This window comes from Paenibacillus ilasis (assembly GCF_043195395.1).
Classification (GTDB): domain Bacteria; phylum Bacillota; class Bacilli; order Paenibacillales; family Paenibacillaceae; genus Paenibacillus_AQ; species Paenibacillus_AQ lautus.
Genome location: NZ_JBHDJG010000004.1, coordinates 155,381 through 180,851 on the forward strand (window position 1 = coordinate 155,381; position 25,471 = coordinate 180,851).

Consider the following 25,471-nt stretch of genomic DNA (forward strand, 5'->3'; position numbering starts at 1 on the left):
GGGCGGTTGTTAAAAGCTAAACCCATAAAGAAACGCCCTCCGTTATACGAAGAGCGTTTCTCATTCGAACTATTCTCCTTGAAAAGCCGAGTTCGGATACTTCACTTCCGGATAGTCCTCAGTGGGACCGATCAGAAGCTTACTCTCGATTCCACGCAGATGCTGGTTGAAGAATCCCAGCACGTAGCGGTTCACGATCTCCGCTCCCCTTGCTCCATTCATGCTTCCGGTCATGCCGGTCAGGCGGATAAGGGGGGAGTACAGCTGAAGATCGGTGAAATTGTAATGTCCGGCTCCTTCGATATAAATGGTCCGTCCATATCCTTGTTGCGATAGGCGGTCCATCAGCTTCAGTTCGGATTCCCGATTCGCCAGAATGGTGTCGAATTGTTCTCGCGTTAACCGGAGCTCCTTGAGCTCAGCATCTGTGGCTGGGGTTTTGCGGTACTTCGCCTGCTGCTCGTTCACATGCATAAAATCTTCCGATTCCATGAACATAAATGGTTTCTTCATGTCATCCCGGTCCTTCGTGATGAACAACGTGCCATCCATATTCACGCCGGCTTTGATCCGCGGGTTGGAATAAACGGCTTCAAAGGCTGCTGCTCCACCAAAGGAATGACCCAACATGCCGATGTTATCCATGTCCAGCATTCCCTTGAATTTGCTGGCTATGGCGCCTGAATGCAGCTTCTCTAACTGATCCACAATAAATGCTGTATCCTTGTTCCACACATCTAAAATGGCGCGGCTGTCTTCAAATAATCGCTCCTGAGACTGTTCCGTAAGGAATCCGGTCACGTGCCCGTCCGGAAAGGAAGTCATAACGGTACTGTAAGTATGATCGACGGCGAATACGATATAGCCGTGGCTGGCAAGATGTTCAGCCTGCGACGTATGTAAAATTCTGCCGACCCCCATGCCGTGTGACAGCAGCACCACCGGATACGGATTGTCCGCGGGATGCAGATCGGCATTGATAGATGCAGTGGCCCGGCTGTATTTCCAATAGTCGAGGGCAGGAGCGGGAAGTCCCAGATATCCGGAATAAGCTTGCATATAGGCTTGGAAGAGCTCTCTGTCCTTAGGGAACACTGCAGATTTCTCGCCGCTCCGGCCAGATTCCGCAGCGGGGTACCATACCTGAACGACAAGCTCTCGCTTGTCGCCTTTCTGCTCGGTGAACGTTTCTTCCCGGTCGGCATGGATAAAATGGAACATTTCCGTCCCCACACTGAACTCGCCTGAAGGCTTAGGTAAATGAAAGACGGGCAGCAGCACCGATAAGGCAACCGATAAGCTTAGCAAAACAATAGATAGGGCCAATATCGTGTAACGCAGCGGATGCCCGACTTTTCTGCGTCTGAATAAGACAAAGGCAAGGAGCAAAGCGGTGACGATATAGGTCGGAATCATCTGCCACCTATACCCTTCAAACAGCAGCTGCGCGGCCAACAGTAAACCGCAAGCGATGCTGGCTGTAGCACCAACCTTCCGGTTGATTATGTTACGGAACAGTAAGACCATCAGCACCAAAACGGAGAATGCCACCAACAATATTTCCAATACTCTCATACGTTCGCTCCCTTGATTCTGCCAATTTCTTTTATCGTAACGGATCAAGGTTAAAACGAACGGGCAGTTCCGTTTAAAAATGGTTTAAATCTGGACTGTTCTAGTATGATTCCCCGGTGTCTGTACCGGACGCCCGGGCTTTTTACTGAAACTGTATGCCTCTATATACCCGCACCTTCCGGCTCAAGCAGTGCCAGCAGCTCCGAAATGGTGTCGGCATGCTGATCGTTGCCGTTCATAATCGTTTTGAAAACAGGAACCGCTTCCTGCAGCAGTACATAACTGAAGTTATAATAACTGATAAAGGCCTCCGCTTCATAGCCCGGTGGCTCCTCTTCTTCCCATCGCAAATCGTCTTCTTCATCGTCTTCTGGCCATAAGTATTTTTCGTCCAGCAGCTTATCCATCGTCTCAACCGTTTGTGTCGAATCCATATATTCCATGGTTATGGCTGAAGCTATGGATAAGTATAGCTCCATTTCCTCCGAAGAGACCTGCTCCGGTTTCTGTTTGGCAAGCACCCGCAGGAGCATAAGCAGGGCCCACGGCGTCGTCTGCCACAGGGTCCCTTGGTGCTCGATCAGGTTGGCCAATTCCTTATATTGTCCTGTTTCCAAGAGCCGTGGAATATCCGTTCCTCTTCCATAGGCGGTCGTCAACCGCTGCCACGGTACGCTGGTTACCGTTTGGGCCAAAGCGTGCATTCCGATCTCCTCCTTCAAGTCATAAACAAGGTGCACTGGCGTCCGAAGATGTTCACAGCCATCCTTTATCCTCAGCGATCGCCACGGCCTGCTGCCGGGAATCGGCCTCCAGCTTCTGTATGGCAGAGGAGAGGTAGTTGCGTACGGTTCCTCTCGTCAGGAACAGCGCTTTGCTGATATCGCCGGTGGTCATGCCTTCTTTGGTTAAGCGAAGCATTTCGATTTCCCGTTCGCTGAGCGGGTTCTCTTCCTTTATGAAGAGCGCAGCCGCCAGATCGGTGCTCACAACCCGCTCGCCCTTCATGACCCGCCGGATGGCTTCGATCAAGAAATCGATCGGCTCGTCCTTTAACAGGTAGCCTTCTACCTGCGCATCCATCGCTTTTTGCAAATAACCCGGGCGGGCGAAGGTCGTGACGATCATGATTTTGCAGGGCAGACCCGCTTGACGTATGGACTCGGCCAATTCCAGGCCGCTGATATGAGGCATTTCGATGTCGAGCAGGCACACGTCCGGCTGATGCTGCCGGATCGCGTCCCAGGCTCGCTGCCCGTCGGGCACCTCGGCCACGACCTCGATGTCATCTTCGAAATTAAGCAGTGAGGCGAATGCGCCGCGAAGCATTTTCTGATCTTCCGCAATGACGATTCGAATCATGAAGCGTCCTCCTTTTCATGCCGGCGAAGCGGGAGTTTCAGGGACACCCTGGTGCCCCCCTCAGGTGACGGGACGATGGCGGAGGACCCGCCCAGCGTCTTCATCCGCTCCATGATCGACGGGATACCGTTTCCGTCGCCTTGCCCCGTAAACCCAATGCCGTCATCCGCGATATGGATTCCGTAGACATGGTCCTTCGTTTCCAGCCTGATGGTGCACCGCTTAGCCCGGCTATGCTTGATAATATTGGTCATGGCTTCCCGGATGCAGAGCGCAAGCATCGTTTCTTCCACGCTGGATAACAGCGGGGGCTTCTCCAGATCCTCGATACTCAGGGCAATGCCCGCCGTATGCAGCAGCTTGGCCGAATGCTCCAGCTCGCTTGGCAGTGAGACGAACTTCATATCGGATACCAGCTCCCTCACTTGCTTCAGGGCGGTTCTGGTGGTATCCAGAATCTCGCTTAGCTCTCGCTTGGCTTGGGCAGAATCCTTATCCACCCATTTCGTCGCCAGCTCGCTCTTCATTTTGATCATCATGAGGGTCTGTCCCAAGGTATCGTGGAGATCCCTGGCGATCCGCTGCCGCTCCTCCTGCTGGATATACTTTGCGATCTGTTCGTTGGCTTCGTCCAGCTCCCCCTGCAGGCTTTTTGCTTTCTCCTTGATGTAGATGACGATGGGGTATACCGTCTGAATGATCATGACCGGAAGGTAAATGGCGTTGGACGTTTCGAGCAGCGGTTCCTGCCGGATGAGGAACACAAGCAGGTATGATATGGCAATGGCCCCACTGCCGATGGCGATGTGTACCTTGGATTTGGACCGGCCCAGCAAGTCGGCAAAAACGATCCCGAACATCAGGACGCTCGGCTCGGTATACACCCCGAACACGGCAATCGCCGACAGACCGGACAGCACGGCTGCCAGCAGCAGGCCGCCGCGGCACCACAGCGCGAAATAAAACGAAACGAAGTACAGTAGGAGCAGCAAGAGGCTGCCCCACAGTCCCAGCGCCGTATCTGAACGAAACACACAGTAGCATAAAAATACGGTCAGTACGACATCGATGAGCAAATAATTTTTGATCTGGTCCCTCGGGTACAACTTATAGAACATATCTAGCCCCCAATCCGGCTATTTTGATTCGAATAAGCCTACTGCCTGTTTGCGGACGGTCTCCATGGGCCCCAGCTTGAAGCCGCGAAGCCACAAGGACGCCATGCCGAGCTGAAGTGCGGAGATCAGCAGCCAGACGGCGATAATCGCGGCCGAATTCAGCTTGCCGGCAAGCCCTAAGCCCCAGCCGTAGAAGACGGCCGATGCGATGATGTTCTGGAGCACGTAGCAGCTCAGCGACATTTTTCCGACGTTTTCCAGACGGCGCCACAGCCATTCCCATTTCGCATATTGTATCATTCTCGCGATGATTGCTATATACCCCATGGACATCAGCGGGGCGAATAAATAGCGTACCGGTAAATCGAAAGCGCCGCCGGGAACGAATATGAGCAGGTTGAGCGGCACGCCGACATATAGGCCCAGCTTGAATAGCCTTTTCCGCAGTCTTTTGCCGTTCTCGTCCGGGGCGAATACGCCTGCGCGCATGAAACGAACGCCCAGCAGGAACAGAAACACGTTCGTCGGGATGACGAGGATGGCCTCCGCTCGCAGCGGGAGGAAATTCGCCAGCCGATATTGAACTTGCCCCAACCAAGTGCCTTCCTGATAAAGAACAGCGACATCATGAAAACTGCCCAGCGATACCTCTGCGCCGCTCGCCAGCATCAGCCCCGCAAGGGCGAGGATCGCAATGACGAAGACGCTGCCGATCACGTTCATCGTGCGGGCAATGAGCCGGTCGCCGCCCTTTACGATAAAGGCCGCAATGATGGCGGTAACTCCATAACTCATTAAGATGTCATACTCCATGACCAATATAAAATGCAGCAGGCCTTCAAGGATCAAAAACAGGACCGCCCACAAATAAACGCCCGGCCACGGTTTTCCCTTCCGCTTGGCCTGCCGATACTTCATTTCCAGACCGACGCCGAACATGATCGTCAGCAGTCCGAGCAGCTTCCCGTTCACCAGGAACAAGACGACCATCCGGAGAAGATCGTCCGCTCCCCACCAACCGGAATGATCAAAGGTTGTAATGTAGCGAAGATCCCCCGCATGCGCGAAGATCCAAATATTCGTCCCGAGCGTTCCGAGGATCGCAAAGCCTCGCAAAATGTCCAGCAGGCGAATTCTGTCCTTTCGTTGTTCCATCTCCGTATCCCTCTTTCATCTTAGGTTCTCTTGTAGTTTCATTGTAGAATCGATCCGTTTGACGCAACATTCACACCTGTAAAGAGATCCTTATGACACGTGTCATAAATATGGGGAAGGGAATCGGGCGAGCGGAAAAGGGGATATCGTCACCATTTGAAAATTATGGAATAATAGGAGAAGCCGTTGCTTCCGCACCCAATCAGCTTAGGATCATGCGAATCGAGGTTCATTGGCGGAAGAAAATCTGCTTGAAAACAGGAGGAGTGATCATGTACATCGTATCGGAACCAAGGCCGCTGTCGGATGGCCAAAATCAAGTGTTTGGAAGAGAGGGAGCAACTGTTTATCCACCGGGCTACGCCAAGTTTTTGCAGCGATTCGGCGAAGGGACTTACCGCGGGTGGATGAATGTCCAGCTGCCAGATATGGAAGTGCTTCAACCTTTTGCCGAGTACGGGTTATGGGAGCACGGCGAAGACTGCCCGATTACCGAGCAGCAGATTGCAGAGTGTATCGCAATAGGCACAACGGTGGATGGTGATTTTTTGGCCGTGCATCCTAAGACGGCTCAGTTGCTCTGGCTGCCTCGGCATGCGGAGCTTGTCCAGGCGATTTCGCTGCAGTCACGGGAGCAGGACGATGAAGGCCTGTACGCAGAAGTTCTGGACGAAATATATCGTCAGGTGTATGGGCGCAGCCAAGAGGAAGCCGTTTATTATGAACCGTGGACGGGTAAGCGGAGTCATATCTTCTTACGCTTCCCTCCTGGGCAGGATGGGCTGTCATTGCCTGAGCTAGCCGGTATGTGTCAAGCGTCCTTTCCGTCGGATCTGTCTGTGGAAAACGAATATACATGCAGCTTGTTCTACCGGGAACTGGGCGGATATGTACGATTCAATTATGCTTATCAGCAAGAGGTAGCCGTCTTCTATGAAGAGGATGCAGGGCTGGCATTTTCCGTTATGGAGCAATGGTTATTATCAAAAGGGTGCTTAGACCCTACTCCATCGTGATGATGAGGCGAAGTTGCTCAACTATGTCTGGAGCTGCCTGGCATGATTTCATACATAAGGGGTAGTCACGTTACTCAGGGAGGGAGAGTATAGATGATCGTTCTGAAAGATATCGGCAAATTCGAGGAGCTGCCGGAAATAGCCATGCACATCTACAAAGGAAATACTCCGGCATTGCAGGATGCAATCGCCGCTGGTTGGAATATAGAAGAAGGTATCGTACTAAGCAAATATACGACGCTAAGCCCGCTCGATCTGGCGCTGATCTCCCAGCGAATGGATGTTGTAAAGCTGTTGGTCGAGCACGGCGTTAACCTGAATGTCCATCATAATCCGGCTTTTTTAAAGGCTGTTCGCTATGGAAAGGAAGATATCGTTCGGTATATCGCAGCGCAAGGCGCCGAATTGGATAAGCTCAATCAGACCGGGTCAGGCGCGTATTCACAGGCCTATTACGGCAACAAAAAAAACATCCCGCTCATTCAAGAGCTGGGATTGGATCTCAAGCTGCATGGGAGCGCCGTGCTGCGGCAAGCTGTGTCGGATCATGACTATAAGACCATCGATTATTTACTCGATCATGGGGCGGACATCAATTATAATCAGCCCGATATGGTCTATCCTTATCGAGCGACTCCGTTAACCGTTGCTGTGCGGATGGGGAATCTAGCCATGGTTAAGTATTTGATTGAGCGAGGCGCGGACGTGACGATAGCGGAAAAGGATGGGGAACGGTCTTATACGATTGCTGTGAGTAATAAAGATACCGCCCTGGCGGACTACTTGAAATCGCTGGAGCCGGCCGAATTTCATAGTATAGAGAACAAGAAGTATGCGCTGAAAAAATATAAATTGACCGATGAACTCGTTCGCTTTCTGGCAGGAGACCAGCTGCGGCTTGAGCTATCGCAGAATGAATATGAAATCGGGTATATCGACTTCTTTGCACTGACGGATACGGTCGAGATGAAAGTCGCCCGGCAAAAGCTGCTGCGCCTGTCAGCCGACATTGACAATTACTCCGATCTGCAGCTCGTATGGAATCCGAAGAAAAAAGGATCGATCGGTTGTTACGATGTGGAGCATCAGACGTACGCCGATTTATGCAGCTTTACCGAGTTCCTCGCGCAGCCTGAATCGTACCTCATCCGTTTTCTTGAGGGAGAGTTGTAACCGAATCTCAATCTCAAGGCACATGGGCACCTACAACCTCAAATTTTAGCTCAGTGTCTTTCGCCTCCGATGACCGACGAGAGCTTGAACGATCATTTTGCGCACCCGGGCCTGATCAAACATCTTATTTCGCATCCAGAGTCATACAGCGACATCCAGTCGATGGATCAGTCTTTCCTGATCAAATTCGGCGCTCATTTTCCAAAGTCGTAATACTTTCGCCCTGTTGGCGGGCTATCAGGTATGGGATGATGGGTTCATCAAAGATTTGAGGTCGTGGACTTTGAACCTTTGGCCTTCAGGCTATTGCGATCCTTCCTTCTATTTATTTGGCGAACCTAGGGTCACAGCTTTCCTGAGGGAGTTCTATTATGAGAGGAGGCGTCCAGGCTATCATATTCCTTCCTTCTTACTCCTTAAACCAGTAGGGATATGGCTTTCCTGGACTCTTTTATGATGATTAACACCATTTATTTGCGAAGAGCGAACAAATTGATTGTAAATGAAGACCAAGGCTCGGGTCGTCTATCGAAAGCTTATTTGGCAGCGGCCATAGAAAACATGGAACACCTTGGATTTGCGTTTTCATATCCACTATTACACGCGGTGCGCACCTTGTCCAAGGAGCAGTTCGAAGCGTTTTATCAACCACTGATTGACGATTTAAGGGTGCTGGTAGGTGCACACGTGAAATATGAACCGATGTATCCTGCTTTCCCAATGCAGGTAATGGATGAGGACGATGCGGAGCTCTATCTGAATGCCATCTATCATTATCTTACATGGGAATTGCCTGAGTATGAGCTTGCCGAAAGACCTCCGTTGCTGGATGAGGCCAATCTGAAAGTGATAGATCTTGGAAGCACAGCGGATTTTTATGCCATGATACGCCAGCTTATCCAAGCCAAGGGGGCCATCTCCCAGACAGATAAAGATGATATTGAGGCTGTTATCGAGTTTGCGGATCCCGATGAACTGGATGCCATTCTCCCGTCCGAGATTCCGTTCAAAGAGAATGCGGGATTCGTGGCAGCTTCGTTGTTGAAGCATGATAAGGCGAACATCGAGCGGATCGGACGTTATTTTAAAACCGCAACCGATGTCCTTCGTCTGGCTGTGGCTTGGTCAGATGGAGATGTCAGTCTGGCAGAGACAACGCGTTTCCGCAAATTTAAGCGACGCGAGAGACGACTGCTGCTCGGATTGTTGGAGCGATGCCATCCGATAACCGAGGACATGCTGAGATATAAGGACCGCTGGATTCGATTAGGCGAAATCCTGCATCCATCCGAATACAAGCACCGATATATGCATTGTGAAGAAGCTTTTGATATTTTGCGCAATAACAAGCCCTTTACCACGTATAACGGGAGTATTGAACTTGCATTTCAATATAATCAAGCCTGGAATTTGATCGATTTGTTGATGCAGCGCCCGGGCGAATTTGCACGCAGATTGGATCAGTTATTGCGGTCAACCGAACATACGGAATATGTCGTGTTGGCATTTGGCGAGGTCGCGAATCAAGTATCGACGCCGGTACTATTGCAAGTGAAGAATCATTTTGCCCGCCGTCATGAGCCTCAAGAGCTGCGCGTCTTTTTTCCGAAAGGAAACGTGGCCAAAGCCTTTGCCGTACCCGATACGCTCCCGGATATCGATGAAGCAGCATGTCGGGACATCGTGCAGCTATGCGAACAAGTGTTGATCCAGCGGTTCTCCGCACTGCCGCCCTTGGGGAAGGTTTATGTCGATGAACGATTGAAGGACTATCACGTGCCGTTCTCCCAGAGATCGGCAAGCAAAACGCTGCATACAATTGTTCGGGGAAGCCGCGTGCCGATGAAGGAGGGGGATACCATCCGTTTCTTCAGCTGGTGGAAGGAAGGACGCGTTGACGGGGAGCCTACGGGCCGCGTGGATATTGACCTGTCCGCTGTCATGTATGATCAAGATTGGCAGTATGTTGAGCATATTTCTTACACGAATCTGCGATCTTCTAAATACCAGGCCGTACACAGCGGAGATATCGTGTCGGCTCCTTGTGGAGCATGCGAATTCATTGATCTGCATATTCCATCCATCGTCCAGTACGGCGGACGTTATATTGTGGCGACCCTTCATTCGTATACAAGTCAACCGTACTGCAACCTGCCGGAGTGCTTCGTAGGCTGGATGATGCGCAAGAAACCCGGTTCCGGCGAGATATTCGAGCCTTCGACGGTGGCCAATAAAATCGATGTCGCTGCAGATACACAGATCGCCATTCCGGTCATCCTGGATTTGGTGGAGCGTACGGTCATCTGGACCGATCTGTCTCTGACGAGACATCCTCACTACTACAATAATGTAGAGGGGAATCAAAAAGGGATGGTTTTGATGGGCAAAGCCATGACAACCCTACGGAAACCCGACCTCTACGATTTATTCATGCTGCATGCCAAAGCAAGAGGAGAGACGGTAGATGCAGCGGATCAGGCAGAAGCGATCTTTTCGGTGGAACATGGGGTTACTCCATACGATATTGAGCAGATTATGGCGGAGTATGTTGTTTGATCAGAGTTAATTGAGATTAATAGAAGGGGGAGCAGCTTATCACTGCTCCTTATTTTTAGGTAGGAGAGTAAAGCAGTATCTAAATTTTTCTGTTAATCCTATATGACTATCAATTGTAAAAATTTGTGAAAATAAATGATTACACGAGTCCCATACAGAAGGGTGACCTCAGCACAATGTTAAGATCACCCTTGTTATGACAAATTCAACTTTTTTATTTATTCCCTTTGCGCACCTTTAGCAGTTTGCCTTTGACCGTCGTGTTTTGCATCATTTCAAGCACAAGCGGTCCTTTACCGTTCAGAATCTCAACATCGGTCACAAAATCGAGGATCGTAATAATCCCAATGTCGTCTGCAGTTACCCCGTCAAGCTTAGCAATCGTCCCAACAAAGTCTACGGCTCTTAGCTTTTTCTTCTTGCCGCCATTGAAGTTAAGCTTCATGATTTGCTTGTTTAATTGCTCACGCTTATCTTTTTTCGGTTCAGGCTTAAATTTTAGTTTCTGTTCAAAATCTTCTCTATGGCGATCCACTTCCTGTTCGGAGGGAGCCTTTATTTTCGGAATCGCGAATCCAATATACGTCTCAATCTCGGCTAATCGTTTGAGATCCTTCGGCGTGACGAGGGTAATCGCTTTACCCGTCTTGCCTGCACGACCTGTACGTCCCGTCCGATGAACATAGCTTTCTTTTTCAAGTGGAATATCGTAATTGATAACATGGGTAATATTCGAGATATCGATACCCCTGGCGGCTACATCGGTCGCAATCAAGTAACGGAATTGTCCCCTTCTGAACGCATGCATGACCTCGAATCGCTCTTCCTGCTCCATCCCACCATGAATACGATCACATGAGTAACCGAGATTAGCCATTTCTCTGAATAGGTTGTCCACATGCTCCTGTGTACGGCAGAAAACAATGCAGCTGTCAGGACTCTCAACAATGAGTAGATCCTGAAGCAATGCCAGCTTGTCCGCCTCCTTCACCTGAATAAGAGCGTGTTCAATCGTTGCCGTTGTAATACCGCTCGCCTCGATCTCTATTTGGGCAGGATTGTCCATATATTTGCGTGCCAGCTTGGCCACATCCTCAGGAAACGTAGCGGAGAATAACAGCGTAACCCTGTCACGAGGCAGGGCTTGAATGATCGACTGAACTTGCTCAATAAAGCCCATATTTAACATCTCATCGGCTTCATCAATAACGAGATAGGCCATCCGCTCTAGCGATAGCGTGCCACGTTCAATATGGTCCAGCACACGCCCAGGTGTACCTACAACGATATGCGTTCTTTGTTTTAACTCGGCCTTTTGGATATGAAAAGGATGCTTCCCAAAAAGAGGGGTCGCCTTAATCCGCTTAAAGCGCCCAATATTCGTAATGTCTTCGCTGACTTGTAACGCAAGTTCGCGGGTTGGCGCTAAGATTAATGCCTGCGGCTTATTCTCGTTCCAATCCACTAGCTCACAGAGCGGAATTCCATAGGCAGCTGTTTTGCCGCTGCCGGTTTGCGATTTAACAACAAGATCCTTCTTCTTAAGCACGACAGGAATGACTTTTGTCTGAACCTCTGTTGGTGTCTCATAGCCCAAACTATGGAGCGCTCTCACAATCTCTTCACTTAAAGGATAATCTGTAAAATGCTTCTCACTCATCTTTAACCTCTTCTACGATATATTCGAATATCTATATATACAGACTCCCACCGTACATCTATCATATACTCATCCATAATAATCTGAATCCAAAGATATGGATCGGTACATTCATGAACGAAAAAGCCCTTAGATAACTATAACCGTAAATCGGTTGATGAATACACAACGTATAAAAGATTCGGTCCTCATATCGTGTGATCGCTTAACCACTTCCGCCAATCCTGCCGAGTCTGCACGTGTACCGTCTTATCGATTTCCATGTTTTTGGGTCACCCCCGGCTTCGTGAATTCACTATCTCTAAATAATGAGCATTGTACATAATTCCCAGCACGTTGCCGAATGGATCCGTGACAGATGCCGTGATGAATCCTTCTCCCCGGTGTACGAGAGGTTCGTACTCTACAGCACCCATGTATTTTAATTGGCTGAGGGTGGCTTCTATCTCATCGACATGCCAGTACATGATCGCACCGCCGGGGCCGGACGTTGGTTGTGCAGGGGCAAAACGGCGATCGATGAGACCCAGCTCGTGCTGGTAGTCTCCAATCCGAAATTCGGCATAGGCCAGTTGACCATCGGGTCCCGAACGTTCGAAATAAGGTGTTATACCCAGCAGATCCGAATACCAAGCCTTTGCCGCTTCCATATCGTCCGCCCAGTAACTGATGGTCGCAAATCCTCGCAATGTTGGGTGTGTACTCATCATTTATTTTCCTCCTATAACCCGTTATGGTTGGTTTTATAGCTATTATGAGCTGCGATGACTGACGGCAGTATGTCAGTGTTTTGGTTTTTAAGCGTGGGAATATTCCGTTAACAGCGATAGGAGCTGTCATTTTAATGATATGGGTATGTAAAATGACGATGTTCATGACAGGAGTCACGATTTTGAAAGAAATGGACGATATACATTTAGAAGGACGGTTAGATTTTGTCGATACAGGTAGTTCACATCCTATGGAATATGGCGTGAACCGCGATATATCCGGTATTTACATCATTTGATAGATCAAGAAACAAAACCACACATTAGGGGAGGAATATTATGTATTTTGCCAAGAAAATAGGGCTGTTATCTCTAATCGTATCTATTGTAGCGGGGCTGGTGTTTCTCAAGCCGACCGGCATAGTCTATGCATCGTCTCCGACATCCACGATCGTGGTTGCCGATAGCGTGCTATCGATTGGCGAAACTTCAAACGTAACGATCACGTTCTCGGAAGCGGTAACAGGCCTTACGCTAGCAGATCTGACGGTGGCAAACGGTACGCTTAATGCCATGAGCTCGTCCGATGGCGGGGTCACATGGACGGCGACGTTGACGCCAGTCACCGGCATCGCAGATGCAACCAATGTTATTACGCTCGACAACACGGGCGTGCAGAATGCGGCTGGCAATCTGGGAGCGGGTACTACCGATTCGAACAATTACGCAATCGATACACAGAGACCAACGGCTACTATTGTAGTTTCAGACACGGCGTTATCCATCGGCGAAACTTCATTGGTGATTATTACGTTTTCGGAAGCGGTATTAGGCTTCACTAATGCAGATCTGACGGTTGCAAATGGTACGCTGAGTGCCTTGAGCTCGTCCGATGGCGGAATCACATGGACGGCGACGTTGACGCCAACTTCTGGCATCAGAGATGCAACCAATATCATCACGCTGGATAATTCGGGCGTGGCCGATATGGCGGGCAATGCGGGAACGGGTACCACCAGCTCCAACAATTATGCGATCGATACGACTCTGCTGACAGCTACGATCTTGGTTGCCGATAGCACACTATCGATTGGCGAAACCTCACAGGTAACCATCACGTTCTCGGAAGCGGTAACAGACTTCACTAATACAGATCTGACGGTGTCGAATGGCACATTGAGCGTTTTGAGCACGTCCGACAATATCACGTATACGACGACGTTGACGCCAGTCACCGGCATCACAGATGCAACCAATGTTATTACGCTCGACAACACGGGAGTCCAGAATGCGACAGGACATGCGGGAGTGGGTACCACCGATTCGAACAATTACGCAATCGATACACAGAGACCAACGGCTGCTATTGTAGTTTCAGACACGGCGTTATCCAACGGCGAAACTTCATTGGTGACCATTACGTTCTCGGAAGCGGTAAGTGGCTTCACGAATGCAGATCTGACGGTGGCATACGGTACGCTGAGTGCCGTGAACTCCTCCGATGGCGGGATCACCTGGACGGCGACGTTGACGCCAACTTCTGGCATCGTAGATGCAACCAATGTGATCACGCTCGATAATTCGGGCGTGGCCGATATGGCGGGAAATGCGGGAGCAGGTATCACTAGTTCCAACAATTACGCGATTGATACGACGCAGCTGACGGCCACGATCGTGGTTGCCGACACGGCGTTATCGATGGGCGAAACCTCGCAGGTAACAATTACGTTCTCAGAAGCGGTAACAGGCTTTACGCTAGCAGATCTGACAGTAGCGAATGGCACATTAAGCGGTTTGAGCACGTCCGACAATATCACGTATACGGCGACGTTGACGCCATTCACCGGCATCACAGCTGCAACCAATGTCATTACACTCGACAACACGGGCGTCCAGAATGCGGCAGGACATGCGGGTAAGGGTACCACCGATTCGAACAATTACGCAATCGATACACAGAGACCGACCGCCACCATTGTAGTTGCCGACACGGCGTTATCGATCGGAGAAACTTCATTGGTGACCATAACGTTCTCGGAAGCGGTGAGTGGGTTCACCAATGGGGACCTGACGGTGGCAAACGGTGTCTTAAGCAGCGTTAGCTCATCTGACAATATGACATGGACAGCAACGCTCACGCCGAATTCCAATGTAAACGCGGCGACGAATACCATCACGCTTGATAACTCAGGGGTGACCGATTACGCAGGGAATGCAGGGTTGGGCACGACGGAATCCAATTCGTACGCAGTCTTCACGGTGGCAGCCTCTGCGGATTTGAGCAGCATGACGTTATCAAACGGGACCCTAAGTCCTGTCTTTGCTTCTGGAACTGAAGTGTACACGTCAAGCGTGCCTAATTCCGTTTCCACGCTGACCGTGACCGCGACTGCACTCGATAGTCATGCCACGATTACGGTTAACGGTAATTTAGTAATAAGCGGGCAAGCAAGTTCCAATATACTGCTGAACGTAGGATCGAATACAATAGCGATTGTTGTAACGGCAAGCGATCAATCGACGAGAACCTATACAATCACTGTGACCCGTGAGAATAGTTCTTCTACCGGTGGTGGTTCTTCTAATGGGGGAGGTACATCCACCGATGGCGGTTCGTCTACGCCAACGGCACCCATGGACAATACAGTAACCTCATCCGATGGAAAAATTACGCTGCCAACAGGAAGACCTGGGTTGGTTAGCCTGGGGAAAGAAATCATCATCTCCATTCCGGCAGGCGCCACATCTCAGGAGCTGAAATTATCGATAGAGAAAATACGAAATACCGAAGCTCTCTTAAAGAATAACGAGGTTTTGGCAAGCCCGGTGTTTGACGTTCTAACAAACGTCTCGGGGAACTTTAGCAAACCCGTCAAACTGACTTTAGCTTACGACGCTGCAAGCTTAAAGAGCGATCAAACAGCGGCCGTCTTTTATTTTGATGAAGTGAAAAAGGCATGGGTGAAAGTCGAGGGCGGCATGATACAGGAAAATGATATATCCGTAGAGGTCAATCACTTTTCGAAGTATGCAGCACTCGTAGTAAATAAAGCCAACGGAATGCCCGTAGTCGACAGAACAACAGACCCGACGACGGAAATTTCCTTTACCGATATTTCGGGACACTGGGCCGAAGTCAGCATTAAGGAAGCGGTACGTGAGCGTATCGTGACGGGATATCCGGATGAAACGTTCAAGCCAGGCAACACCGTGACGCGTGCAGAATTTTCCGTCATGCTGATGAATGCGCTGAAGTCGACTGATGCTGGAGCGGAGTTAATATTCACAGATACAGCGTGGATCGGGGATTGGGCTAAGAAGGCAGTTTCGCAGGCCGTCCAGGCTGGCATTATTCGAGGCTATCAGGATGGCTCTTTCCGTCCAAATGCAAAAATGACGCGCGCAGAGATGGCAGCAATGATTGCGAATGCGCTCGAGCTATCCACCGAGGACATCCCCACAACCTCTTTTTCAGATGACAAGGTTATTCCTGCTTGGGCGAAAAGCTCTGTTGAAGCGCTGAAGGAACTTGGTATTGTTAAGGGAATAGGCGCAGGCGATTTTAATCCAAGCGCTCAAACCACGAGAGCAGAGGCCGTAATCGTTCTGATGAACATGTTAGGTCAATCCAAATAAAGATTAGCACGAATACAGAGGACACCATATGGTGCCCTCTGTATTTGCATTGAACGTAATAAACCGCAGGTATGCGCTTGCTATCATATACTTGATCAGTTCTCTGGCTTCCATGCTGGAGAGGGCCATGCTGGAATGGTATAATCTCAGAAAGGATGATTAGAGTGGGAGGCATGAACGATGAGTGAGGAGCTTTTGGAGCAGCTGGAAGAGTGGCACGAAGAGGACGAGTTTGAAGAAATCGTGGATGCGATTACGGAGATTCCTGAGGAAGAGCGGGATTATGAGCTGATCAGTCACTTGGGCAGGGCGCTGAACAATCTCGAACGTTATGAAGAGGCGGTTGAGCAATTCATATCCATTCAAGAAGAGGGCAAGGATGATCCCTTGTGGCATTACCGCATTGGCCTTGCTTATTACTATTTGGAGCGGTATGAAGATGCTCGGAAAGCGTTTGAAGTGGCCGATCACCTGGATCCCGGCGATGAGGATACGCTGGAGTTTCTGGAATGGATTCGGAACAAAACGGCTCCGAAACCTGTTAAGGAGTCCACTGCGGTGTCTTATACAGACCCCGACGTGCTGGATTTCTGGGATGATAGCGCGCTTGAGGCAGACCAATACGTGTTGGCTCCGCCTACGGATGAATTGATTGAATCCGTGGAGGAAACACTGGTCTTCAAGCTGCCAGCATCTTATATTCAAGCGATGAAATTACATAATGGCGGGATTCCCCGGAACCGGAAATTCCCTATCGGGGGTGGAGCGCAGGATTATATTGAAATCACAGGCATTTTGGGCATCGGACGAGAGAAGAAAAAATCATTGTGCGGAAGCTTGGGCAGTCGTTTTATGATCGAGAATGGCGGATACCCTGAGATTGGCGTGGTCATTTGCGATTGTCCTTCCCAGTCCGAGGTTGTGATGCTCGATTACCGCTCATCCGGAAATGACGGGGAGCCCGAGGTTATCCATGTGGACAAGGCTAATGATTACAAAATAACCCGTCTTGCTGCGAACTTTGAGGCTTTCATTGGCGGATTGGAAAAATAACATAAGCAAGGTTTTTCCACTTTTCACACTTCTAATGGATTCGTAAAAAGAATGAAGCATCTCCTGAGTAGGAGATGCTTTTTCTATTATATGTAAAGCAGGGGCTTATATTAGTTCTCCCGATGATCCATCGTATCCACGATATCTTTAAGTACACGAAAGAGCAGCTTATTTTCAGCCAATGTACGAGAATAAAGCAGCGAGCTAATGGATTCTAGGACCGCTGCCTTTTCACTTGCGGTATCCAGACTCTCTATCTCATGGAACTGGAACATAGCTGCTGACGATACTCCTAGTCCCTCGATGATCTTTTCCAGTGTTTCAATGGATATATTTCGTTCCCCACGTTCTACCGTTCCTATGTAAGAGGCGTTAATCCCAGCCTTCTCTGCTAATTCCTCCTGTGTCATTCCCTGTTTTTTTCTAAGCTGCTTGATTCGTTCACCTATCATTTTCAGGAGCATCTTTTACCACCTCTATTCCAGATTAAAGAAGTAGTATGGGAACAAACAGAATATAATATTCGATATTTCATTGTAAAAAGTGCTTATATACACTAAAATGATCTTATACATCCAAGTATCTCTAATTTAACTTTAGCTAAAGGATAAGGTGCACAAAGAATGCAATATCTGAATGTGTTGTTAGAACCTTTGGATGATGAGAATCAGGCATATTTCTATGGGGAGCGCTTAAGAATCGATTATGTATTGCTTACAGCTATTCAGCGTGAAGCTGAAGAGGCCAATAAAAAGCTTCGTGAAGAGATTTATCGTCTGATGAATAACATCGTTGGGAGCCTTCACATCAATTTGTTTATCGTTAAAGTAAATTACCTAGTGGACGAAGCCATCCTTGCATTTATGGATGTTTGCGGGAACAAAAGGCAAGTTCGATGTGTTGCAAAAAAAAGACTAATGGTGTGGGTTGCAGAAGAAGATCGTCATGACTTTCAGATCTACGGATTTTATCGGCTTCATCCATAGAGTTCCCCCTTGGATTAGAGTTCCTCCTTGGATTGGTCCCATATTCGGATCATCCGTAATGCAATATTTTTCGTATCCTAAAATATTCCAAACTGTGCTAAAATGGTTACAAAAAAGAAAGTTAGGGAGGCATTTAATTGATAGGGCGCAGTGGAAATCCGACACTAAACGAAGAAACATTTGAGAAGAGTGGGTATTACAACGGCCAGGAAACGATGACGATTGGCGGAACGGTGAACAAATCGTTCATGCTGCTCGCGCTGCTGATCGGGGCGGCGGTCATTTCATGGGTTATGTATTTTAATGGGTATGATGTATTCCCGTTCATGATCGGGGGAGCAATAGGCGGCTTTGTTCTGGCGCTGATCATCAGTTTTGTGCCGAAGGCAGCGCCTTACTTGGCACCGATCTATGCGATTGTGGAGGGATTCTTCCTCGGGGCATTATCCGCACACTATGAATATCTGTATTATGGAATCACATTGCAAGCGGCTTTACTGACGATGTGCATATTCCTGGGTATGCTGCTAGCTTATAAAACAGGTCTGATCCGGGCGACCGCAGGCTTCAAAAAGGGGATCATTGCAGCAACCATCGGCGTTGCGCTTGTATATTTGTTTAGTATGGTTCTCGGCCTTTTCGGTGTGGCGGTGCCTTACCTGCATGACAGCACCCCGATCGGCATCGGAATTTCGGTTGTAATCATCATCATTGCTGCCCTGAATTTCATACTCGATTTTAACTTTATCGAAGAGGGAGCACAGCAAGGTGCACCCAAATATATGGAGTGGTACGGTTCTTTCGGTTTGTTGGTTACGCTCGTATGGTTATATATCGAAATTATCCGGTTGCTGGCGAAGCTGGCGAATCGGGATTAATATCCGGATTGGTAGGAGTAAAATCGCTGTCGAGGCATTCTCGACAGCGATTTTTTTAAGATATCAGAACGTATAAATTTCGGAGGATCTGCTGCCTGATATCGCAAGAAAAACTACCACTAAACGCGGTCCTTCTGCTTGGAGAGTATGTCGATAGACGTTTTTCTTAAGAGATAAGAAAGTATAAACATCCGAGGCTTAGCATCCTTATCTCGCAAGAAAAACTTCCGCTACATGCGGTCTGACTAATGAGAAAGTACGTCGATGGACGTTTTTCTTATGGTATGAAACGTAGCTTTAAACCAGCAGAATAATAAATTTCCTTCAGTAAACCCTACAAAGAGCGACTTGTGTTTAAATAATAAGTAGATACTGTCATCATCAACCTGCTTGAAGAAGGAGATCCCATGACCCATAAGAAAGCCATGATCGATATAGGATGGAATTTTGACAACAGTTATGCCGAGCTGCCGGAGTCCTTTTTTACCAAACAAGATCCCACGCCTGTGCGCTCACCGGAGTTGGTAATCCTTAATGAGCCGCTGGCGGCATCTTTAGGTTTGAACGCCGAGGGGCTGAAGAGCCCAGAGGGTGCAGCGATGCTCGGGGGCAACGAGATACCCGAAGGGGCCGAGCCGCTCGCCCAGGCATATGCCGGGCACCAATTCGGGTATTTTACGATGCTGGGCGACGGCCGTGCGGTTCTGTTGGGTGAACAAATCACGCCGCAGGGTGAGCGTATGGATATTCAGCTTAAGGGCTCAGGCCGGACGCCGTACTCCCGTGGAGGCGATGGTCGAGCGGTTCTGGGTCCGATGCTGCGCGAATATATCATCAGCGAGGCGATGCATGCGCTGGGGATTCCGACCACCCGCAGCCTGGCGGTGGTATCCACCGGCCAGCCTGTCACTCGTGAGAGAGAGCTGCCGGGTGCGATTCTGACCCGTGTGGCCTCAAGTCATGTGAGAGTGGGGACGTTTCAATATGTAAGGGGAGCGGGCACAACCGAGGATTTGCGGATTCTGGCGGACTACACTCTGCAGCGGCATTACCCGGAGGCTGACTTTAGTGACGGCGCCAACCGTTATCTGATCTTGCTTCAGGAGGTCATCAAGCGTCAGGCGGCTCTAATCGCCAAGTGGCAGCTCGTTGGTTTTATCCATGGTGTGATGAACACCGATAATATGACCCTCAGCGGCGAAACGATTGATTATGGCCCCTGTGCCTTCATGGATACCTTTGACCCGAATACGGTATTCAGCTCCATCGACTCCCAAGGCCGCTATGCTTATGGCAACCAGCCTTATATTGCGGCCTGGAATCTCGCAAGATTGGCCGAATCCCTGCTGCCTCTGCTGCATGAAGAAGAGGAGCAGGCCGTCAAGCTGGCCGAGGGTGCGATCGGAGCCTTTACTGATCTGTATCACGAGCAGTGGCTTGCAGGCATGAGAGCCAAGTTGGGAATCTTCCATGAAGAGGAGGATGACGAATCCCTGATCGAAGATCTCCTTAAGATGATGAAAGATCATCAGGCGGACTATACCAATACCTTCCGTGCGTTAACGTTTGACAAGCTGGAGGATACGCCTCTAAACGGCACGCCGGAATTGGCTTCCTGGTATGAGCGCTGGCAGGCGAGACTTGACAGCCAGCAGGAATCGAAGGAACAATCTCATCAATTAATGCGCAGCAGCAATCCTGCGGTCATTCCGCGGAACCATCGGGTGGAGGAAGCGCTGGAAGCAGCGGAACAGGAAGGGGACTACAGTGTGATGGAGCAGCTGCTCCACGCGCTGTCCGATCCATATGCGCATTCCCCGGAACAGACGGAATATGCGATCGTGCCTGAGCTGTCCCGTCCTTACCGAACCTTTTGCGGGACGTAAGGGTGCAGGGATGCTCCAAGAACCTCAACGAGGCCAAGCAAGAATTACCTTGCTTGGCCTTTTTCATCATTCATGAGTCGAGATGCATCAAAAAAGCCCTTGGACCGGTGTCCAAGGGCTATAAATCGCGTGGCTATTTTTTTCGAGACCTTATTCAACATCATAGCAGAACCGAAAGAAACAGTCTATATTTTTGCCCGGAAATGCCATAGAGTGGGGGAGCCGGCAAAAACAAATGAAATGGAGCGTGGTTTCATGAGTTGGACTTGTCACCTCGATGAAACAGATGTACAGGAGTATGTCGGGAAGGTTTTGGGTACCGGTTATGTGGTGGCGGATGTAACGAAGATGCATGGCGGGGCGCAAAAGGTTGTCTATAAGATCCAATGTCAAAATGGATTCCCATGCGTGTTGTATGTGTGGGATTTGACGAAGAATTATTTTCAGGAAGAAATAGCGAACGAGAGTATGCAGGAATGGTCCTTTGGGGGCCATTCGTTCGAAAGCAATAACCGATGGTTAAGGGATCATGGTATTTCTACGCCTGCTCTATATGATCTTCACACGGAACAGGACCGTTACCCGTTTGACTATGCTCTTGTTGAATATATAGAAGGACAGAAGGCGGAAGCTTACTTTCAGAACCCGGATCAACGGGTTCAGGATGAGGTCTTCGAACGGTTGGGTCACATGATCGAACGCATGCATGCAAACCACAGACAGAACTATGGAAAACCCGATCAAAGCGGGAATCAACGGGAACGATGCCATCATGTGCAGTTGAAAAATGCGAAGGAACAGCTGTCCTACATCGTCCTGCATAACGAGAGTATCCGGAAGAATCACGACAGGCTGCTCGCTGTATTGCATGAGCTGGAATCCAGGATAGATTCCCGCAAGCGATATGGCTTTATCCACGGCGAGCTGGGACCCGATCATATCCTGGTGACAGACCGTTTAGAGCCCTATCTGATTGATATTGAAGGTGCGCAATTCTTCGACATCGAGCATGAGCATACCTTTCTTGAGCTTCGATTCGGGGAGCATTACCGGTATTTGCGACATGATGGACTTGATCCGAATCGGATGTTATTTTACCGTCTGCATCACTATATCTCATTAACCTCGGGCGGCCTGAAGCTGCTTCACCGTGGATTCCCGGATCAGGCATTTGCTCGAAATTTAGCCGATTATCACGCACGCAACACGCTGCGATTCATGGAGGAATGGCAGCAAACCCGATAACAGGCCTTCATGAGATGGTCTGAAAACATCATTAACTCTGCTGCATGGGTTTAAGATATGGCTGCAAACGCCTGCTTATAGATTAGCTCTATCGTGCTAAGCAGCTCCGAACCTTGGCTCGAGAATTTCAAAGGCGTTGCTTTACCCTTGTTGAGGAAAACTCCCGTCGATTGTTGGGAGCTGCCCAGCGCTGCTTCATACAGCCGTGAAGCTCCTTGACTGGGATGGGAGAAGAACAGGTTACGGATCGGGATCATAAATTTTGGCATCCCGGCGTTTTTGGTCATGGTTGTTTTATTCCCTCCCGGACAGACGCTCCGGATCGTAATGCCATCCTTCTGTACGGCAGTGGCGATCTCCTGAGTCCACAACGATAGGGCTAATTTGCTCGCCGCATAAGGCCCAGTCAGCTTCTTGAACCCGGCAGGGGACGCCAATGTATGGTGATCGAACCGTTTGAGATACAACAACGCATTCGAAGACGTATTGATTACCGTCTTGAGGCTGCCCTTCTCTAGAAGCTCTTTCATTTCCATCAAGATGACATATGGCACCACGGAGTTTACCTCAAAATGCATCTCGCGCCCTTGTTTAGAGTAGGATAACTCGCCAAAGGAGACACCTGCGTTATTAAACAGCAGGTCGATATGATCCTCGTGTTTCTTGATCTGATCCAGCGAGGCTTGGAGATCCGTGAAATCCGACAAATCGGCCGTGTATACTCTCAGCTGCTGTGATCTAAGGCCCTCTTGTACAAGGGAATCGTCGGATGGAAAGGCAGAACGGATCAAAGCGAGGACCTGCCAGCCTTCGGATAACAATCGCTTGGTTAGCTCCAAGCCAATGCCGGAGCTTGCGCCCGTGATTAGGGCGACGCTATTATTTCTTTTAGGTGTCATGTGTATATCTCCTTTACTTAAGATTCTTCGCTGGTTGCCCTATCGGGTTTAAGCAGGGACTGATTATGGTTCAACTTGTCGTCGATGAACTGCAGTATGCGCTGCAGGTCCGAAATCTGATCGCTAATTTTCTGACGGTAACTCTGGAGCATGGCGTTCAGTTCCGGAACGGATTGAATATTTTCCTTGAAGGGAAGATGCACATAGGCTTTCATATCCTCCAGCGACATGCCGGTCTTCTTCAGGCACGTGATCAACTCCATCATTTCGGCATCCTCTATGTGATAGACACGATGGCCGTTATCTTTCCTTTTGGGAGAGGGGAGGAGCCCGATTTTCTCGTAATAGCGAATGGCATCCTCGGTCAATCCGGTTCGTTCAGACACTTGTTTGATGGAGAATGTGTCTCCCATACGTTCACCTCTTTTCTGCAACAGGGAATCCGTTGCCATAATATCGTACAACTTGGTGTTAACACCAAGTCAATATCGATTTTTACGCTCTCGTGCCCATTGGTGAAATAGATCGTAAGGTATTGCCAGCTCAATCTTTTGGAAATACTTATAGAAAGAGAAGAGTAGCTTTTAGAAAGGGAGAAAGAAATGCAAGCCTATGTATTGCCTGTTTTCATTGCACTCTCCATATGTTTTTTATTAGCGTTCTTTCTGACGCTCCCTTGGGCTGTTTATCAATATCGTAAACATGGGTACTTTAGCTTTTGGAAAACATTACTTATCTTAAGTTTTATCTTTTATGGATTAAGTGCTTTCTTCTTAGTGATTTTTCCAATACCCAGTGCTCGGAGCAATTGTACTTCGATCGATCCCGGCACGATTTTCATTCAAAATCGTCCTTTTCAATTTATACGGGATATTCAACGTGAAAGTGGATTTCATTGGACGGTCCCTTCAAGTTATATCGATTTGTTAACAACGCGGGCCTTTTATCAAATGTTTTTTAATGTTTTGCTTTTGTTTCCATTAGGTGTGTTTCTGAGGTATTTTTTTAAGGGGAAAGCGAAATGGTTTCATGCTGCTCTTATTGGCTTTGGTGTTTCACTTTTCTTTGAAATAACTCAACGAACCGCTTTGTTTGGCTATTTTGAATGCCCCTATCGTATATTTGATGTAGATGATTTGTTGACGAATACGGTGGGGACTGTCGTTGGCTTTATACTCGCTCCCATGTTGTTGGCGTTAATTCCATCGAGGGAAACCCTTAGTGAACAAAGCCATTTCTTTAACAATCAGAGAAAAGCAACCTTTGGTGCCCAACTTATGGAGGTTCTTCTAAATATTATTTTTGCCAGAGTGATAACCAGTTTTATATTCGGGCTGCTAAAGAGACCAGGAGTACTTGTTGACGAGATCATCTTTGCCATTGTTTTCTTTGTGGTTATGGTCGTTATCCCTGTGATTTGGAAAGGAAATACGGTGGGCTCTAAGATCGTTCGCATGAGATTACTTCCGAAAAAGGGGAATGGGTTAGGAAGCTTCAGCCGACGTTACAGCATTGTTTATATGCCTTTATTATGTTCGGCATTGTCGAAGATATTTTCTAATCAAATGGGTGAAGATCTTCTAGCTAACCTCTTTATAATTGGAGTGGTTTTTCTTACAGGTCTGTTATGGTTCTTTATCTTCTGTCATATCGTGATCAGATGGATCAAAAAGGACAAAGCCCTTTATTTTAATCGATATAGTCACATAGAGGCTGTAAGAATCACTGGTGAAGTGTGATAAACGGAAATATAGGATACGGATTCATGTGGAACTAAGAATAGATCGATTACGTTATTAATTCGAGACGATTCGAGTTTCCATTGGAAGTGGCACGGTGAATATGGAATGGATGGAAAGGGAGCTGAGGATTTATGAATTTTGACATCAAGGAAGCCGTTGAGATTCTGGAGCGAACGCCTGTCACCCTGGAGCACATGTTATCCGGTTTATCGAAAGGATGGCTTAAGAGCCATGAAGGGGAAGGCACCTGGAATGCCGTGGAAGTGATCGAGCATCTCATTGAAGGAGAGCGGACCAATTGGATACCACGGCTCGAATTCATGCTGCAGGAAGGCGAGGGCAAACCGTTCCCGCCCTTTGACCGTTACGCTCACTTAAACGAGGATACGGAGCGATCCATCGATGATAAGCTGCAGGCATTCAAGGCCATCCGTGCTGACAATCTGGCTAAGCTGAAGGTACTAATGGAATCCGAGCCTAGCCTCGAGCAGACCGGCCTGCACCCGGCATTCGGTGTGGTGAAATTGAGAGAGCTGCTGTCGACTTGGGTGGTGCACGATTTAACGCATACGTCTCAAATCGTGCGGGTTTTGGCCGAACGCTACCGGAATGACGTGGGGCCTTGGATCGAGTATTTGGGGATCCTGAACAGGCGTTAATGCTGATAGAAGGCAACCCCTCCCCTTGATACGACCGGGGGTAAGCACCGTGGGAGTCTTGCTGCATATAAAAAAGCCGATGATCCGCATACGATGGCGATGATCACCGGCTTTTTTCACGTATGGAGGGGTTGCTGCAGGATTTACACTCCTCCAACAGGG

The 25,471-nt window shown here is 48.9% G+C and carries 21 protein-coding genes; 11 read left to right on the forward strand and 10 right to left on the reverse strand.

The window, feature by feature from the left end; genetic code table 11:
- Positions 1–69: 69 nt before the first annotated feature.
- From ACETK5_RS28135 to ACETK5_RS28155, 5 genes are all read right to left on the reverse strand, one after another.
- Positions 70–1,575, reverse strand: coding sequence for an alpha/beta hydrolase (locus ACETK5_RS28135; RefSeq protein WP_394059225.1), 1,506 nt, complete (start codon positions 1,573–1,575; stop codon positions 70–72).
- Between the two features lie 161 nt (positions 1,576–1,736).
- Positions 1,737–2,279, reverse strand: coding sequence for a hypothetical protein (locus tag ACETK5_RS28140; RefSeq protein WP_394059227.1), 543 nt, complete (start codon positions 2,277–2,279; stop codon positions 1,737–1,739).
- Positions 2,280–2,331: 52 nt separating this feature from the next.
- Positions 2,332–2,937 (reverse strand): response regulator transcription factor, encoded by a 606-nt coding sequence (locus ACETK5_RS28145; protein ID WP_100541244.1) that lies wholly within the window; start codon positions 2,935–2,937, stop codon positions 2,332–2,334.
- A complete protein-coding gene (locus ACETK5_RS28150) occupies positions 2,934–4,055 on the reverse strand; it encodes a sensor histidine kinase (RefSeq protein ID WP_394059229.1) in 1,122 nt (373 codons plus the stop codon). The genes ACETK5_RS28145 and ACETK5_RS28150 overlap by 4 nt, the downstream gene beginning before the upstream one ends.
- Positions 4,056–4,073: 18 nt before the next feature.
- A complete protein-coding gene (locus ACETK5_RS28155) occupies positions 4,074–5,210 on the reverse strand; it encodes a DUF418 domain-containing protein (protein WP_394059231.1) in 1,137 nt (378 codons plus the stop codon).
- A gap of 272 nt (positions 5,211–5,482) precedes the next feature.
- On the opposite strand from ACETK5_RS28155, the gene ACETK5_RS28160 reads away from it, so the two are divergent.
- The 3 genes from ACETK5_RS28160 to ACETK5_RS28170 all read left to right on the forward strand — a co-directional run bounded on the left by ACETK5_RS28160 (position 5,483) and on the right by ACETK5_RS28170 (position 9,955).
- Positions 5,483–6,226 (forward strand): hypothetical protein, encoded by a 744-nt coding sequence (locus ACETK5_RS28160; protein ID WP_100541241.1) that lies wholly within the window; start codon positions 5,483–5,485, stop codon positions 6,224–6,226.
- A 93-nt stretch (positions 6,227–6,319) separates the two neighbouring features.
- Complete coding sequence (locus ACETK5_RS28165; protein WP_394059234.1) at positions 6,320–7,399, forward strand: ankyrin repeat domain-containing protein; 1,080 nt, start codon at positions 6,320–6,322, stop codon at positions 7,397–7,399.
- A gap of 453 nt (positions 7,400–7,852) precedes the next feature.
- Positions 7,853–9,955: a cytoplasmic protein gene (locus tag ACETK5_RS28170; RefSeq protein WP_394059236.1), complete on the forward strand. Its 2,103-nt coding sequence runs from the start codon at positions 7,853–7,855 to the stop codon at positions 9,953–9,955.
- 214 nt (positions 9,956–10,169) lie between these two features.
- Here the strand turns inward: ACETK5_RS28170 and ACETK5_RS28175 are convergent, their stop codons facing one another.
- Positions 10,170–11,615 (reverse strand): DEAD/DEAH box helicase, encoded by a 1,446-nt coding sequence (locus ACETK5_RS28175; RefSeq protein ID WP_100541239.1) that lies wholly within the window; start codon positions 11,613–11,615, stop codon positions 10,170–10,172.
- A 272-nt stretch (positions 11,616–11,887) separates the two neighbouring features.
- Positions 11,888–12,322 carry a VOC family protein gene (locus tag ACETK5_RS28180; protein WP_100541368.1) on the reverse strand — a complete coding sequence of 145 codons (435 nt, stop codon included), beginning with the start codon at positions 12,320–12,322 and terminating at the stop codon, positions 11,888–11,890.
- Positions 12,323–12,664: 342 nt separating this feature from the next.
- On the opposite strand from ACETK5_RS28180, the gene ACETK5_RS28185 reads away from it, so the two are divergent.
- Together ACETK5_RS28185 and ACETK5_RS28190 are read left to right on the forward strand one after the other, a co-directional pair.
- Positions 12,665–15,961: an Ig-like domain-containing protein gene (locus tag ACETK5_RS28185; RefSeq protein ID WP_394059239.1), complete on the forward strand. Its 3,297-nt coding sequence runs from the start codon at positions 12,665–12,667 to the stop codon at positions 15,959–15,961.
- Positions 15,962–16,141: 180 nt separating this feature from the next.
- Positions 16,142–17,014: an SMI1/KNR4 family protein gene (locus tag ACETK5_RS28190; protein WP_394059241.1), complete on the forward strand. Its 873-nt coding sequence runs from the start codon at positions 16,142–16,144 to the stop codon at positions 17,012–17,014.
- A 110-nt stretch (positions 17,015–17,124) separates the two neighbouring features.
- Here the strand turns inward: ACETK5_RS28190 and ACETK5_RS28195 are convergent, their stop codons facing one another.
- A complete protein-coding gene (locus ACETK5_RS28195; RefSeq protein WP_100541236.1) occupies positions 17,125–17,478 on the reverse strand; it encodes a helix-turn-helix domain-containing protein in 354 nt (117 codons plus the stop codon).
- 159 nt (positions 17,479–17,637) lie between these two features.
- On the opposite strand from ACETK5_RS28195, the gene ACETK5_RS28200 reads away from it, so the two are divergent.
- The 4 genes from ACETK5_RS28200 (at position 17,638) to ACETK5_RS28215 (ending at position 22,009) form a co-directional block, all read left to right on the forward strand.
- Entirely contained in the window at positions 17,638–18,000 is a 363-nt protein-coding gene (locus tag ACETK5_RS28200) for a hypothetical protein (protein WP_394059243.1), read from the forward strand.
- Positions 18,001–18,137: 137 nt separating this feature from the next.
- On the forward strand, positions 18,138–18,878 hold the full coding sequence (locus ACETK5_RS28205) for a Bax inhibitor-1/YccA family protein (protein ID WP_100541234.1): 741 nt from the start codon (positions 18,138–18,140) through the stop codon (positions 18,876–18,878).
- A 407-nt stretch (positions 18,879–19,285) separates the two neighbouring features.
- Positions 19,286–20,764, forward strand: coding sequence for a protein adenylyltransferase SelO (locus ACETK5_RS28210; RefSeq protein WP_394059245.1), 1,479 nt, complete (start codon positions 19,286–19,288; stop codon positions 20,762–20,764).
- A 255-nt stretch (positions 20,765–21,019) separates the two neighbouring features.
- The gene (locus tag ACETK5_RS28215; RefSeq protein ID WP_394059247.1) at positions 21,020–22,009 is read left to right on the forward strand and encodes a phosphotransferase family protein; all 990 of its coding nucleotides are present in this window, start codon (positions 21,020–21,022) and stop codon (positions 22,007–22,009) included.
- A gap of 50 nt (positions 22,010–22,059) precedes the next feature.
- Here the strand turns inward: ACETK5_RS28215 and ACETK5_RS28220 are convergent, their stop codons facing one another.
- Together ACETK5_RS28220 and ACETK5_RS28225 are read right to left on the reverse strand one after the other, a co-directional pair.
- Positions 22,060–22,908, reverse strand: a complete 849-nt coding sequence (locus ACETK5_RS28220; RefSeq protein WP_326111216.1) for an SDR family NAD(P)-dependent oxidoreductase — start codon at positions 22,906–22,908, stop codon at positions 22,060–22,062.
- Between the two features lie 17 nt (positions 22,909–22,925).
- Positions 22,926–23,321 (reverse strand): MerR family transcriptional regulator, encoded by a 396-nt coding sequence (locus ACETK5_RS28225; protein WP_394059249.1) that lies wholly within the window; start codon positions 23,319–23,321, stop codon positions 22,926–22,928.
- A gap of 189 nt (positions 23,322–23,510) precedes the next feature.
- On the opposite strand from ACETK5_RS28225, the gene ACETK5_RS28230 reads away from it, so the two are divergent.
- Both ACETK5_RS28230 and ACETK5_RS28235 read left to right on the forward strand, forming a co-directional pair.
- Positions 23,511–24,647, forward strand: a complete 1,137-nt coding sequence (locus ACETK5_RS28230) for a VanZ family protein (protein WP_394059251.1) — start codon at positions 23,511–23,513, stop codon at positions 24,645–24,647.
- 134 nt (positions 24,648–24,781) lie between these two features.
- Positions 24,782–25,309 (forward strand): DinB family protein, encoded by a 528-nt coding sequence (locus ACETK5_RS28235; RefSeq protein ID WP_394059253.1) that lies wholly within the window; start codon positions 24,782–24,784, stop codon positions 25,307–25,309.
- Positions 25,310–25,471 lie beyond the last annotated feature (162 nt).